Origin of the sequence: Shewanella glacialipiscicola, assembly GCF_023283485.1 — a bacterium.
GTDB classification, from domain to species: Bacteria; Pseudomonadota; Gammaproteobacteria; order Enterobacterales; family Shewanellaceae; genus Shewanella; species Shewanella glacialipiscicola.
This window is the reverse complement of the sequence record NZ_JAKILU010000013.1, coordinates 26,235-39,927: the sequence shown is the minus strand read 5'-3', so window position 1 is coordinate 39,927 and position 13,693 is coordinate 26,235. Positions and strand designations below refer to the sequence as shown.

Genomic DNA, 13,693 nt, shown 5'->3' with positions numbered 1-13,693 from the left:
ATGTCTTTACTCGACTATTTCAAAAGCAAGAAAAAGCCTAGCACTGCGGTAATGGCAAAAGAGCGCCTACAGATCATCGTGGCTCATCAACGTGGACAAAGGGACACTCCCGATTATTTCCCGCAGATGAAACAAGAAATTATTGCCGTTATTCGTAAATATGTGCAGATTTCTGATGATCAAGTTTCTGTACAGTTAGATCAAAACGACGATAACTTGTCAGTGCTTGAGTTAAACGTCACTTTACCTGACAGATAAGTGATACGTCGGCAATACAAAAGCATCATCTTCTGTCGAAGATGATGCTTTTGTTGGTTACTTTCAAATATCATTTCAAACGCTTAAGCTACTAGACTTCAAGCTTTGCTAGAGATTCAGCGGCTAATTCACCTCGCCAACCGCATAATACTGCGGGTAAATCCCCTTGTTGCTTATCCCAACGCCATTGCAAAAACTCATGAATATGACGTTTAGAACCGAGCATTTCCTGCGGTACATCATGCTGTTCACACAACTCAACTAAGCAGTTTTTAATGGCTTTGAAGGCCGATTTATAACCCGGTTTTAACGCTAACACATCGACTAATTCAGGTAAATTTACTAAGTCAGCGGTTTGTAATACACGTAGTAGGTCTTTGCCGTGTATACGTTTTTCCTGCTCAGTTAAATCATTAAGCTTAAATAAATCAGCCGATGTTTTAGGTTGCTTCTTAGCTAAGGCGATAAGGCCATGATCTTTAACGACAAAACCTAAGGCTAAATCACGTACTAAGGCTTTTTCAAGGCGCCATTTAGCCAGCACTTTAAGATAGGCCAATTGAATTTCGGTTAGCTGAAAAGCATTTTTAACTTTCAAATAAGCGGTGTCGGGATCGGGATCAGCAAGCCTGCCCTGAGTCATTCGCTCCCCTTCTTCGTATAACCAAGCTAAACGCCCTTGATCACTGAGTTTAGCTTCAAGCTGAGGATAGAGTTGATATAAATATAATACGTCATTAGCGGCATAGCTGAGCTGCGCTTCAGTTAACGGACGGCGCATCCAATCGGTACGCGACTCGCCTTTATCAATGATTTCACCAAGGCAAGTTTCAACCAATTTGGCATAACCCACCCCATGACCCATACCACATAACGAGGCGGCTATTTGGCTATCAAATAACGGCGTGGGCTGACATATACCGTAATGGGCAAAGACTTCTAAATCTTCGCTACAAGAATGCACTAGCTTAATAATATTAGGATCTGATAACAGCGCCCAAAACTGTGATAAATCCGGTAATGCAACCGGATCAATTAAGGCTAAGGTTTTACCGTCATAGGCTTGAATTAAACCTAACTTGGCATAATAAGTACGGGTACGAACAAACTCGGTGTCTAAGACGAGTATTTTACTCTGTTGGTATTGGGCAACGAGGGCATTAAGGCTAGCTTCATCACTCACATATTGAAACGCTGACAAATTCTTCTCCAGATCCTGTGGGTCAGTCACAGTCCATAAAAACAAAAGCCGGCAAATGCCGGCTTCAATCTTACGCGTGCTTAACTTCGTCTCTAAGCTCTCGTCGCAAGATTTTACCCACGTTAGTTTTAGGTAACTCGTCCCTAAATTCTACCAGCTTCGGCACTTTATATCCCGTTAAATGAATACGGCAATGCTTAATGATGTCCTCTGCAGTTAAAGATTTATCTTTTGCCACCACAAATACCTTAACTAACTCGCCGCTAGCTTCGTTTGGTACACCTACCGCAGCCACTTCGATAACTTTTGGATGCATAGCGATAACTTCTTCCACTTCATTTGGGAATACGTTAAAGCCTGAAACTAAGATCATGTCTTTTTTACGATCAACAATATAGAAGAAACCTTTTTCATCCATATAACCGATATCGCCCGTGGCTAACCAACCATCAACGTCTATCACTTTGGCAGTTTCTTCTGGACGTTGCCAATAGCCTTTCATTACCTGTGGGCCTTTGCCAAACAGTTCGCCTTTTTCGCCTTGCGCTAACACGTTACCATCGTCATCACGGATTTGGATCAGTGTAGAGGGCGCAGGAAAGCCGATAGAGCCGTTGTAACCCGCTAAATCATAAGGGCAACACGTTAATAAAGGTGACGCTTCCGTCAGGCCATAACCTTCGAGTAAACGAGTTTTAGTGAGAGCTTGCCATTTATCCGCTACCGCTTTCTGCACCGCCATACCGCCGCCGATAGACAGTTTTAAGCCAGTGAAATCAAGCTCAGCAAAATCCTCACTATTGACTAAGGCATTAAATAAGGTATTTACCCCAGTCAATGCGGTGAAAGGATATTTTTTTAATTCAGCCACAAACCCTGGAATATCGCGTGGGTTGGTGATGAGTAAATTTTGGCTGCCTTTGTGTAAAAACAGTAAGCAATTCACCGTCAACGCAAATATGTGATACAGCGGCAACGCAGTAACGACAAACTCGCTGCCATCGTCTAAGGCTGGAGAATAAGCGCCATCAGCCTGCAACACGTTAGCCACGATATTGCCATGGGTCAGCATAGCGCCTTTAGAGACCCCAGTAGTGCCACCTGTATATTGTAAAAAAGCCAAGTCTGCGTTAGTGACTTCAGGTTTGATGTACTGCATTCGACGCCCCCTTGATAGGGTATCGCGCATCGATAAAGCGTGGGGTAAATCGTATTTTGGCACTAATTTTTTAATGTACTTCACTACAAAGTTCACTAAGGTACGTTTAGGCGCACTTAATTGGTCACCAAGACGGGTAATGATCACACTTTTGATTGGGGTTTGATCGACGACTTCTTCGAGGGTACGAGCAAAGTTTGACACGACAACAATGGCTTTAGCACCCGAGTCAATCAACTGATGTTTCAGTTCGCGTGGGGTATAAAGCGGGTTAACGTTAACCACCACCATACCGGCACGCAATACACCAAATAGTGCAATGGGATATTGCAATAAATTTGGCATCATTAAAGCAACACGATCGCCCTTTTCAAGTTTTAATTCATTTTGTAAATATGCAGCAAATGCGCGGCTACGTTCTTCCAATTTGCGATAGGTTAACGTGGCACCCATGTTGATAAATGCAGGTTGATCTTCATACTTAGTCACCGCAGTCTCGAACATATCGACGAGCGATGAGTATTGTTCAACATTTATTTCAGCAGGCACATCTTTTGGCAAATGATTAATCCAAGGCTGATCCACTACTCTCTCCTAAATCTCCACAACTGTGGAAACAATATCCATACAAGCGTCAATACTCGATAAATACCGAGTTAAAATACCGGCTTACATTTTATAGTTATTGATTTACTCGTCAAAAATCATACGAGCGTTTTAATTTTGATCATCATCACATAAAAAAAACAAAAAACCTAGTGCCTTTTTATGTGACTAAAAAGTTAAGCATTAAACGAATTCTTCGGTCAAGCGAGCAACGCTTGCTGCATTACCCATGTGTACGTGGTGATCGCCCTCAATAATATGTTCAGACAAATGCTTAAACCACGTTCGAGCCTTAGGGATTGCACTCTGTAACTGCTTAAAGCCTTGCGTTCCACAAACCAGCAAAGTATCCACCGAGATATCCTGCATTAAGGCATCAACTTGGGCAAAAGTGATACGCTGGGGTGAATCAAACCTCAACCGTGGATCACTACGCCAACTCACGCCTTCACCTTCTGGCTGCATATTGCGCTCAAGTAATAGACGACACCAAGGCTCAGCCAATCCCGTTAAATGCGCCCTCGCCTTTATTGCAATGTCGATACTGTCATAACTCTTTATTTGCCGATGCTGCTGCGTTAAATATTTCTCATGTTGGTAGAAGCTTTTCCTCAATCGAGCCTTAGCTTGCGTTGCTGGCTCAGACAGTGGACTCAAGGCTTCAATTAATACCAGCTTATTAACCTTTTCAGGAAAGGTGGCAGTGTAAGCCGAGGCTATTATTCCCCCAAGTGAATGTCCGATTATCGCAATGGGCTTTTGCGGTAAAACAGTTAACAACACATCTAAATCATACAAATAATCAACCCAATGCAAGGGATAATGGCCCGGCCTATGCGCCGAAAAACCGTGCCCTGGCCAATCAATCGCGAGAATTTGGTACTCAAGTAAATACGCGGCTAAAGGCTCAAAACTGTTGGCATTGTCTAACCAGCCATGTAAGGCAAGTAGTAACGGTTTATCCTTCGCCCCCCATAATCGCCCCGAGAGCCTAATATGGGGTAATACAAATTCAATTTGATTTTGGGGGGCGAGAGATTGCCACATAATGCCTCTAATGTCAGCCGATTAAGATGATTTTTTGACGAATTTAAGGGTCATACGGTCACTTTCACCGATCGCTTGGTATTTTTCTTTATCACTATCACCCAAGCCAAATGATGGCGGTAAAGCCCAAACACCTTTAGCATAATCCTTAGTATCTTTTGGATTGGCATTAATTTCTGAAGTTTCAACTAAGGTAAAACCTACTTTCTTAGCTAAATCAATCATACTGGTTTGATTCATATAACCCGTGCTAAGGCTCATCCCTTCATTCGCTCTATGTTCTACTACGCCAAAAATACCGCCATCCTTTAACACTTTATATGAGGCAGCAAACACATTATCGAGCTGATCCGCAGATGCCCAGTTGTGCAAATTACGGAAAGTTAATACCAGATCAGCACTGCCATCGGCACCTAAATCCATCTTATATGGCGGATCAAACGTAATTATTGTGGCATTACCGAGAGCATCTTTATTAGCCGTCATCCACGCTGCATACTTAGTGCCCGCATTAGCACGATAACGATTTCCGGGAGTATCTGTTGCAGGCGCAGTTTCAAAACTAGCTGCGATATAATGGCCTTCTTTGGCTAAATAAGGTCCTAATATTTCGCTATACCAGCCATTACCAGGCCAAAGTTCAATCACTGTCTGTGTTGGGGCAATGCCAAAAAAGCGTAAGGTTTCTGCGGGGTGACGATAAACATCGCGGCTGGCATTTTTAGCCTGACGAAAATCGCTTTTTAGAGCCTTATCTAAACTTTCATCTGCGTAGGTTACACTGGAACATAAACCGGCCATAAGTAAGCTGGCAACTAAGGTGACTTTTTTCATTTTAATTCTCCATGGATACCGAAGGCCTAAGCTAGCAGCCAATGCGTTAAAATCCAAGGAATAGAAGTATAGAAGCCGCGCTTTCGGTCACTTAAGTTGTTAAAGCTCAACATGATGAGCTTAATAACATTGGCGTAAATGAATCGAGGGAATAGTGGTAAACGTATGGATACGGCATCATATATCAAAGGTTTTAATAAGCATTGAGAACTAACCGTTAGCCGCTTTATCCACACGGCGCCATGCGAAATATAAAGCGCAGATGCTACTTAATAACCACATACCGACCCAAATCCAAGCGGGGATCCAAGAACGCTCAGCCAACATCACCGCATCCCCTTGACCAAGTCCTAGCAACACCGTCGGACTTGCCAACGCATTGAGCATGATCATTAAACCAATTATACGTAAAAACTGGGTCAAGATTTTGTTTTGGCTGAGTCTTAGCGGTAATAACAAAATGATGGTCAACACGGCTAAAATAGCTAATGTGAGAAGATCTCTGCCCCAAAGTAAGCCGCTTAGCACCACTAAAGCGCCCAGTAAGGCAAAGCTCACACGGATCCCCTTTGGCCAAGTCGCGAGTAAGTAGATTAAATATCCCCAACAAGCCGCGCCGAAATACCCCGCAAAACCAATCAATAGCGGCGCCCCCCCTTGGCTAAAGCAAAAGCCAGCACCATTAGGAAATAGCTGAATATGGCTGACAATGCCCGAACTTAAAATAGTCGCAATACCGTGGGATAATTCATGAAAATAACTTTCGAGCCATTTAAACGGCACGCTTAAATAAGGAATACGGGTGATCAATAAGGCAAAAACCAGTTCGATAACAAACAGGCCACGGCTAGGAACACCGCTAGCGGCAGTACCCATTAATTTAGAAGAGGAAAATAGTGAGGCAGAACGATGAGGCGTTTTTTGATCATCAAGCATACAAATCCACACCCACCATTTGCTGAATTTCATCGCGTTTGGCGGCATGTTGGGTTTGTAAATACTGGGCTATCGCTCCTTGGTGACCGCGGGTATCTTGTTCATACTCAAGATGTGCACCAAGTCTTGATTGTAAATTTCCCGCAGCGTTTTTAGGCTTATCTAAACTGACGGCTTCGACGGCATCTTGCTCAATCACTGGGCGTGACGATTCAGGCGCCGTTAGCCCCTGAGCGATAGCGGGTCTATTACTCGCTACGGCATTCGTCAAACTCGTTTGATTCACATTAATCTGCATCAAGAAGCCTTAAGTTTTATACCATGCATCGTTAATAACATTAGCGTTATGCGGCTAAAATTCTAACGCGCCGATTAGCCCAAAAACAATCAAAAATCACGGTCTACTCACGGCCAGGTAGTTTTTTCCAGGTGACTGTATCACGTAAATACACAGGTTCAAGCGCATCTACAGTGGTTGCCAAACCGTCTTTTATACCTATTTCAGCCAATATCAGCATAGCGCGTGCATCGGGATATTTCACGGCATCGAGAACTAAAATGCCCGCACCGAGGGAGAGTAACTCTGGGTAAGCGTCAAAGCCGGTACCACAACCCACAATGGGTGTTTGAGTATCAAGCTGAAGTTGTACCTCTGTTGGCGCGCTGACCATTTCTTTACCAACCAAAGTGGCAATTCCGTCGATGGCCACAAACTGACCCCAATACACTTCGCCCATACGCGCATCAATGGTACACAACACTTGCTCGGCTTGATATTCACGTATCGCCATTTGTGCCATTGCGGCCAAGGTTGAAATACCAATGACAGGTATATCTAAACCCAGTGCCAGACCTTGAGTCATGCTAGTACAAATACGGATCCCCGTAAAACTGCCTGGGCCTCGACCATAGGCAATTGCAGTCACTTTATCTACGCTAATGCCGGCTTTTTTGAGCACAGAATCGACCATAGGTAATAAGCGCTGACTATGTTCACGCGGGGCATCGGCAAGTTCAGCATAAATTTGGCTTTGATATTGCAGTGCCGCCGAGCAAGATTCTGTACAAGTATCTAAGGCCAAAATACAAGCTGGATATTCGTGTGTTATTGTCATTTAAAAACCGGATAGCGGGCCAAATTTCGCATCAAATGGACTATTTCTGTACTTTGCGAATATGCCATGAATAAACTGGCGCAAATAATAACATCAAATGCCCGAAAACAAAGGGCTAAGCACACAATCCCATTAAAATAGCGCTCGGATAACATACCCCGATATGCCAGTGCGAGAGTGATATGTGTGATCTAAGTCTATGTTCGATAACCCCATTTCTCAATATCATTCCTTTAGGGAACTTTTTTATCTTTGATTGTCAGAGCAGACAAGTATAAATTGAAGTCATCCCTTGCCATTGTACGATTGCATTTATCCGCCTTCGATAAGGAAAACTCATGTTAAACACACCTCCATTACGTCGCCTAAGACGCTTACGTAGCTCAGAAGCCATGCGCGATCTGCTGCGCGAAACCCATATTTCACTGAGCGATCTCATTCATCCCCTGTTTATTGAAGAACACATCACCCACGCAGTGCCTATTTCGACGCTTCCTGGCATTAGCCGTTTACCTGAAAGTGCACTGGCAGAAGAAGTTCGCGAACTATACGCTCTCGGGATCCGCTATGTGATGCCCTTTGGCATTTCCCACACTAAAGATGATAAAGGTAGCGATACGTGGAACGACGATGGCCTACTCGCTCGCATGGTGCGTACCATTAAAGCCGCAGTACCAGAGATGATGGTGATCCCCGATATTTGTTTTTGTGAATACACTGATCACGGTCATTGTGGCGTGGTGCACAATAATGAGGTCTGTAACGACCTCACCGTTGAGAATTTAGTCAAACAATCAATCACAGCAGCTAAAGCAGGCGCCGATATGTTAGCGCCATCGGCCATGATGGACGGCCAAGTTAAAGCCATTCGCCAAGGACTCGATGCCGCAGGATATGAGCATGTGGCGATTCTGGCCCACTCGGCAAAATTCGCCTCCTCCTTCTATGGCCCTTTTAGAGCCGCAGTAGATTGTGAACTCAGCGGTAATCGCAAGGGATATCAGCTTGATTATGCCAACGGTCGCCAAGCCTTGTTAGAAGCCTCATTAGATGAAGCCGAAGGCGCCGATATCCTGATGGTTAAACCTGGTACGCCTTATTTGGATGTACTTAGCCGTTTAAGACAAGAAACTCATCTGCCACTCGCTGCCTATCAAGTAGGCGGTGAATATGCTGGCATTAAGTTTGCTGCCCTTGCAGGTGCTTTAGATGAGCGCGCAGTGGTCACTGAAACCTTTATTGGTTTAAAGCGTGCTGGGGCGGATCTAATTGTTAGCTATTACACTAAACAATATGCCCAGTGGTTAGCTGAAAGCCGTTTATTACGTTTCTGATTAATAAAGCGCATAAAAAAATGCCACTTTAGCAGTGGCATTTTTTTATTTAACATTTTATACGCTAAATAGCTTACGCCTTTTGTAATCCCGCAAATAACGCTTTAATTTTCTCGACCTTAGGCCGCACGACCATTTGGCAATAAGGCTGCTCGCCGTGTAAGGCAAAGTAATCGTTATGATAATTTTCAGCAGGATAAAAAGTATCAAATGCTGACACTTGAGTCACTATTGGCGCATCAAACACTTTTGCCGCCTCCAACTGAGCCAGCATTGCAGTGATTTGATCTATCTGCTCAGCATTGTGGGTAAACACCACAGAACGATATTGTGGACCTTTATCATTACCTTGGCGGTTAAGTGTGGTCGGATCGTGGCTCTCAAAAAAGACCTGCAACAAGGTTGTAAAATCAATTTCCTCTGGATTGAACTCAATATGAACAACCTCTGCATGGCCAGTTTGGCCCGAGCAAACGGATTTATAATCGGCATCATGGGCTTCACCGCCAGCATAACCTGAGGTGACATTTACTACGCCTTTCAAATTGTTAAAAATCGCTTCAACGCACCAGAAACAACCCGCACCAAAAGTTGCACAGCTGTTCGATGCTGGTTCAACAGCATCATCTATCCCTTTGAAAACCATAGAAACGGAGTTAACACAATGACGAATATTGTTAGGTGTTAACATTTCACCTTGAAAGACATGCCCCAAGTGACCACCGCACTGGCTACAAACAATCTCGGTTCTGCGCCCGTCGGCGTCGATATTACGAGTCACTGCGCCGGCTATCTCATCATCAAAAGCTGGCCAGCCACAATGGGCATTAAATTTATGCTCGGAACGATACAGAGGCGCATGGCATTTTTTGCATAAATACAAACCCTTAGCATCATGCTCATAATACTCACCACTAAAGGGGCGCTCAGTGCCTTTCTCTTCGATAACATAGTGTTCAAAATCGGTCAGTTTATTCATATTAGTGCCCTTTCAACTCACGTCGTTGTCTATTTCGATACTCTTTGATTAAGGAGCAAATTCATTAGGAAGTTAAAAATAAGACCTACTCCAAGCAAGATTTATTGCAGTTGCCTTCAAAACGCTTATGTTAAGCGCGCCAATGGCAATAAATTCAATGCACCATACTAACGGGTTTAGCGGCTAAAATCTTGCCGTTCAAGCAAGGCCTAATATAAGTCTTGATGTCGTCGATTGTATAAGCGATGAAAAATACAGCAGTTGCTACCACTCACCCGCGCTGAGTATTTGCACCTACTCCAGCGCACGGCTACACTTGCTGCGGGTCAAATTATAACTATATATAATAAGTAGAAATTTAAATGAAATTAGAAACCATTGATTACCGCGCTGAAAATAGTGCTCAACAATTTGTTGAATCACTAAGGGAAACAGGCTTTGGTGTTTTATCGAATCATCCGATTGATAAACGCTTAGTTGAAGATATCTATACCGAGTGGCAAGCCTTCTTTAATTCAGACGCTAAACACGACTATATGTTTAAAAAAGAAACCCACGACGGTTTCTTTCCTGCATCAATTTCTGAAACTGCCAAAGGCAACACAATCAAAGATATTAAAGAGTATTACCACGTGTATCCTTGGGGCCGAATTCCCGATTCGCTGCGCGCCAATATTCTTGCCTATTACCAAAAAGCCAACGCGCTGGCCGCTGAATTATTAGAGTGGATTGAAACCTACTCACCAGACGATGTAAAAGCTAAGTTTTCGATACCATTGCCTGAGATGATTGCCAATAGCCAAAAAACCTTATTACGCATTCTGCACTACCCACCGATGACGGGCAGTGAAGAAATGGGCGCCATTCGCGCCGCGGCTCATGAGGATATTAACCTTATCACTGTACTACCTGCAGCCAATGAGCCAGGGCTACAAGTGAAAGCTAAAGATGGTACTTGGTTAGATGTTCCCAGTGATTTTGGCAGCATTATTATCAATATCGGCGACATGCTACAAGAAGCCTCTGGCGGTTATTTCCCGTCAACATCACACCGCGTAATTAACCCAGAGGGCGCAGATAAAACCAAAGCACGGATTTCACTGCCATTATTCTTGCATCCCAATCCTGCCGTTGTGTTGTCAGAGCGTTATACCGCCGACAGTTATCTGATGGAAAGACTGCGCGAACTCGGGGTTATCTAAGCCTTAAAAGTGCCTATAAAACCTGAATTAATCCCAGAGACAGTCAAGGATTAAGCAATTGAAGCGCCCTCGGGCGCTTTTTTTATGATATTTGTCACCTTCAAGGTAGAATAGCCGCTCTTTAAGTTATTTAGGACAAGGCGTTATCATGGCAATTCAGTGGTATCCAGGGCATATGCACAAAGCACGCAAAGAGATTGAAGAGGCAATGCCTCAGGTCGATCTTGTTATCGAAGTGCTGGACGCGCGTATCCCCTACAGTAGCGAAAACCCCATGGTGACTCAGCTTAGAGGCGACAAACCTTGTATTAAACTGCTGAATAAATCTGATCTGGCTGATCCTGAGATCACCGCGCAATGGATTGAATACTTAGAGCGTGAGCAAGGCGTTAAGGCAACCGCAATCACTACACTGCAAGCGGCTATGGTGAAAAAAATCCCTGATATTTGCCGCAAGTTAGTGCCAAGTCGCGATAAAACTGAAAAAGATATTCGCACTATGATAATGGGCATTCCCAACGTAGGTAAATCCACCATCATCAACACCTTGGCTGGCCGTGTCATCGCTAAAACCGGTAACGAGCCCGCAGTGACCAAAACCCAACAACGCATCAATTTGCGTAACGGTATCGTGCTATCGGACACCCCAGGTATTTTGTGGCCCAAAGTAGATAACGAAGCCAGTAGCTATCGCCTCGCCGTCACGGGTGCTATCAAAGATACCGCGATGGAATATGAAGATGTGGCCCTGTTCGCCGCGAAGTATTTCTTAACCGCCTATCCCAAAGAGATTTGTGAGCGTTACAACCTCAGCGAATTACCCAAAGATGATGTGGCTTTACTTGAAGCGATTGGCCGTAAACGTGGCGCCCTGCGTCCCGGTGGTCGTATTGATATGCACAAAGCATCTGAATTATTACTGCATGAATACCGCTCAGGAAAAATCGGTTTACTCTCATTAGAAACGCCTGCGATGGCCGAGATAGAGAAGATTGAAGTCGCCCGTATTTTGGCCATAAAAGAGGCAGAGAAAGAGGCTAAACTGGCTAATGAGCGGCTTAAACGTTCAGGCAAACGCCACGATTAATCAATGAGCAGTTGAGCAGTTGAGCAGTTGAGCAGTTGAGCAGTTGAGCAGTTGAGCAGTTGAGCAGTTGAGCAGTTGAGCAGTTGAGCAGTAAGTAAGCCAGTATATTCAATGTGCTGGCTTTTTATTACGAGATATTTAGCAATATATAAGCGTTAACTCACCGTTATTTTGGTGTACTTGATACAAGATTATTGGGCAAGGCATCCATACTTTTTTCTAATAAATCCAATACCCTTCTGCGCCACCATAATAAGGATCGAGCATACTTGCTTCATTATCTTTTATACCTCAACCGTAAAAGCGCGTGTACAGTAATCATAAAGTGATGAGATGTCGTTTGAGCGTAATCTATGCTCGACTATTGAATGTTATTTGTAGTCACATCACTGCGTATTCGTAGAAAGCTCGCGAAACGGGGCAAACCGTTCACAGTAAGGCCTAGATATTTATAGGTAATAGTCACGCCCACTGCGGGAGGATGTTGACGCTGTGCAAGACTAAAACCAGTGCCAATACTAAAAACTCGCCCATCTGGTGTTTGTACTCTCAATGCGCCCATCTGTCCTGCAAATTGGCCTTTACCCGGAATGTGGGCAATGACTAAAGCTTCAGCATCATAATAAGGTTTTAACTTCATCAAATTAGGGTTACGGCCAATCATATACATTGCAGAACTGCGATGGAGCATTAATCCTTCAGCACCTTTAGCCACTAGGGTATCCAGTTTTTGATACAAGGCCTCAAGACTTTCTAATTGAAACTGTTTTATAACTTCAAGGTAATTCGATTTGCCGCTCAGTTCGGTCAGCGCAAATTGATAACGAGAAATAAAGTCGCCACCCGCCTTTGGCACATCAAACACCATAAACCGTACCTTGCGCCAATCTTCTTCCTTAGCAGCGCTTTGCCGAATTAAACTCGACATGGCTTCAAACTGACCTCGTCCAAGCCATAATTCACCGTCTAAGGGATAATCTGGAAAATTCGCAGTAAACCAAGTTGGCGCAGTAATAACATAACCTTGTCGAGTGAATAATGCTTTTCCGTTCCAGTAGCCCCGAACTCCGTCGAGTTTCTCACTGATCAAAAAATCTTTTATATGAATATCTTGTTGTACTTTATCACCATCAAACACACTTGCCTGTTGTATTGGCGGCGAAACTTGCGCTGCCGGCAAAGCAGGCAAACAATGAAATAAGCCCAGTAGCAGAGTAAAAACATGCCATCTAAACGATGGATAATATGTTAAATATTGTAACTTTATCATGTGAGTCATTCCTTTGCTCGCTCCCAGTATCAAGCTTAGGTCGTACCACTAAAATTGCATTAAAATAACCACTAAAATCACTAACCCACTAAGTTAACAAAGAATGTTAACCTTCAATTTACTCAGTTAAGTGTTTATACGCTTGTGATCTCAGGCTATACTGCGGCGCAATTTATTAACTCGGTCAAATGTTACAAACGGGTATTATTTGTCTGATTGATCTTATTTGAACGAGCAAAATCTCAGCGCTTTGGCGCTAATGTTAATTGGAAACACTATGAAACCAGCCAACAATCACGGTATTAAACGCATTGTCAGAGCAACAGGCTTTTCGATGAAAGGCTTAAAAGCGGCTTGGATACATGAAGCCGCCTTTAGACAGGAATTAATCTTAGCTGTCATGATGTTACCTGTGGCGCTGTGGGTCGATATCAGCACGATTGAACGCTTAATGCTGATTCTAACGTTATTTATCGTATTGATTGTGGAATTGCTCAACTCGGCGATTGAAGCCGTGGTTGATAGGGTTGGTAGCGAAATCCATCCTCTCAGCGGCCAAGCCAAGGATATTGCCTCGGCAGCCGTTTTTATGAGTCTTGCGCTGTGCGGATTAACTTGGCTGGTCGTATTGGCGCCTTTGGTGCTCTAACACCGACGTTTAGACC

14 protein-coding genes are annotated in these 13,693 nt (G+C 43.9%); 5 read left to right on the top strand and 9 right to left on the bottom strand.

Annotated elements, in window-relative coordinates; translation table 11 throughout:
- Positions 1 to 258, top strand: a complete 258-nt coding sequence (minE, locus tag L2717_RS11325) for a cell division topological specificity factor MinE (RefSeq protein WP_007648439.1) — start codon at positions 1 to 3, stop codon at positions 256 to 258.
- Between the two features lie 91 nt (positions 259 to 349).
- Here the strand turns inward: minE and rnd are convergent, their stop codons facing one another.
- From rnd to tsaB, 7 genes are all read right to left on the bottom strand, one after another.
- Positions 350 to 1,459: a ribonuclease D gene (gene rnd, locus L2717_RS11320; protein WP_220772851.1), complete on the bottom strand. Its 1,110-nt coding sequence runs from the start codon at positions 1,457 to 1,459 to the stop codon at positions 350 to 352.
- Positions 1,460 to 1,529: 70 nt separating this feature from the next.
- A complete protein-coding gene (gene fadD, locus L2717_RS11315) occupies positions 1,530 to 3,203 on the bottom strand; it encodes a long-chain-fatty-acid--CoA ligase FadD (RefSeq protein ID WP_220772852.1) in 1,674 nt (557 codons plus the stop codon).
- A gap of 204 nt (positions 3,204 to 3,407) precedes the next feature.
- Positions 3,408 to 4,271, bottom strand: a complete 864-nt coding sequence (locus tag L2717_RS11310; RefSeq protein WP_220772853.1) for an alpha/beta fold hydrolase — start codon at positions 4,269 to 4,271, stop codon at positions 3,408 to 3,410.
- Between the two features lie 21 nt (positions 4,272 to 4,292).
- Positions 4,293 to 5,105, bottom strand: a complete 813-nt coding sequence (locus tag L2717_RS11305) for a class I SAM-dependent methyltransferase (RefSeq protein WP_220772854.1) — start codon at positions 5,103 to 5,105, stop codon at positions 4,293 to 4,295.
- Positions 5,106 to 5,315: 210 nt separating this feature from the next.
- Positions 5,316 to 5,981, bottom strand: a complete 666-nt coding sequence (locus L2717_RS11300; protein ID WP_373316148.1) for a M50 family metallopeptidase — start codon at positions 5,979 to 5,981, stop codon at positions 5,316 to 5,318.
- A gap of 52 nt (positions 5,982 to 6,033) precedes the next feature.
- Positions 6,034 to 6,339 (bottom strand): hypothetical protein, encoded by a 306-nt coding sequence (locus L2717_RS11295; protein WP_107882695.1) that lies wholly within the window; start codon positions 6,337 to 6,339, stop codon positions 6,034 to 6,036.
- 103 nt (positions 6,340 to 6,442) lie between these two features.
- Complete coding sequence (tsaB, locus tag L2717_RS11290) at positions 6,443 to 7,156, bottom strand: tRNA (adenosine(37)-N6)-threonylcarbamoyltransferase complex dimerization subunit type 1 TsaB (RefSeq protein WP_220772856.1); 714 nt, start codon at positions 7,154 to 7,156, stop codon at positions 6,443 to 6,445.
- Between the two features lie 338 nt (positions 7,157 to 7,494).
- On the opposite strand from tsaB, the gene hemB reads away from it, so the two are divergent.
- Complete coding sequence (gene hemB, locus L2717_RS11285) at positions 7,495 to 8,490, top strand: porphobilinogen synthase (protein ID WP_220772857.1); 996 nt, start codon at positions 7,495 to 7,497, stop codon at positions 8,488 to 8,490.
- Between the two features lie 73 nt (positions 8,491 to 8,563).
- Here hemB and L2717_RS11280 read toward each other — a convergent pair whose 3' ends face one another.
- Positions 8,564 to 9,469 (bottom strand): bifunctional methionine sulfoxide reductase B/A protein, encoded by a 906-nt coding sequence (locus L2717_RS11280; protein ID WP_220772858.1) that lies wholly within the window; start codon positions 9,467 to 9,469, stop codon positions 8,564 to 8,566.
- Between the two features lie 362 nt (positions 9,470 to 9,831).
- Between L2717_RS11280 and L2717_RS11275 the strand changes: the two genes are divergently transcribed.
- Both L2717_RS11275 and ylqF read left to right on the top strand, forming a co-directional pair.
- Entirely contained in the window at positions 9,832 to 10,671 is an 840-nt protein-coding gene (locus L2717_RS11275; protein ID WP_076500228.1) for an isopenicillin N synthase family dioxygenase, read from the top strand.
- A gap of 148 nt (positions 10,672 to 10,819) precedes the next feature.
- Complete coding sequence (gene ylqF / locus L2717_RS11270; RefSeq protein ID WP_220772859.1) at positions 10,820 to 11,758, top strand: ribosome biogenesis GTPase YlqF; 939 nt, start codon at positions 10,820 to 10,822, stop codon at positions 11,756 to 11,758.
- Positions 11,759 to 12,119: 361 nt separating this feature from the next.
- On the opposite strand, the gene L2717_RS11265 is transcribed toward ylqF, so the two are convergent.
- A complete protein-coding gene (locus L2717_RS11265) occupies positions 12,120 to 13,037 on the bottom strand; it encodes a DNA ligase (protein ID WP_248938049.1) in 918 nt (305 codons plus the stop codon).
- A 268-nt stretch (positions 13,038 to 13,305) separates the two neighbouring features.
- Between L2717_RS11265 and L2717_RS11260 the strand changes: the two genes are divergently transcribed.
- Complete coding sequence (locus L2717_RS11260; protein ID WP_220775156.1) at positions 13,306 to 13,677, top strand: diacylglycerol kinase; 372 nt, start codon at positions 13,306 to 13,308, stop codon at positions 13,675 to 13,677.
- Positions 13,678 to 13,693 lie beyond the last annotated feature (16 nt).

Bases quoted from the DNA above. Each gene is read 5' to 3' on its own strand.
- minE (WP_007648439.1), top strand. From the start codon at position 1: ATGTCTTTACTCGACTATTTCAAAAGCAAGAAAAAGCCTAGCACTGCG.
- L2717_RS11310 (WP_220772853.1), bottom strand. From the start codon at position 4,271: ATGTGGCAATCTCTCGCCCCCCAAAATCAAATTGAATTTGTATTACCC.
- L2717_RS11305 (WP_220772854.1), bottom strand. From the start codon at position 5,105: ATGAAAAAAGTCACCTTAGTTGCCAGCTTACTTATGGCCGGTTTATGT.
- L2717_RS11300 (WP_373316148.1), bottom strand. From the start codon at position 5,981: ATGGGTACTGCCGCTAGCGGTGTTCCTAGCCGTGGCCTGTTTGTTATC.
- L2717_RS11295 (WP_107882695.1), bottom strand. From the start codon at position 6,339: ATGCAGATTAATGTGAATCAAACGAGTTTGACGAATGCCGTAGCGAGT.
- tsaB (WP_220772856.1), bottom strand. From the start codon at position 7,156: ATGACAATAACACACGAATATCCAGCTTGTATTTTGGCCTTAGATACT.
- hemB (WP_220772857.1), top strand. From the start codon at position 7,495: ATGTTAAACACACCTCCATTACGTCGCCTAAGACGCTTACGTAGCTCA.
- L2717_RS11280 (WP_220772858.1), bottom strand. From the start codon at position 9,469: ATGAATAAACTGACCGATTTTGAACACTATGTTATCGAAGAGAAAGGC.
- L2717_RS11275 (WP_076500228.1), top strand. From the start codon at position 9,832: ATGAAATTAGAAACCATTGATTACCGCGCTGAAAATAGTGCTCAACAA.
- ylqF (WP_220772859.1), top strand. From the start codon at position 10,820: ATGGCAATTCAGTGGTATCCAGGGCATATGCACAAAGCACGCAAAGAG.
- L2717_RS11265 (WP_248938049.1), bottom strand. From the start codon at position 13,037: ATGACTCACATGATAAAGTTACAATATTTAACATATTATCCATCGTTT.
- L2717_RS11260 (WP_220775156.1), top strand. From the start codon at position 13,306: ATGAAACCAGCCAACAATCACGGTATTAAACGCATTGTCAGAGCAACA.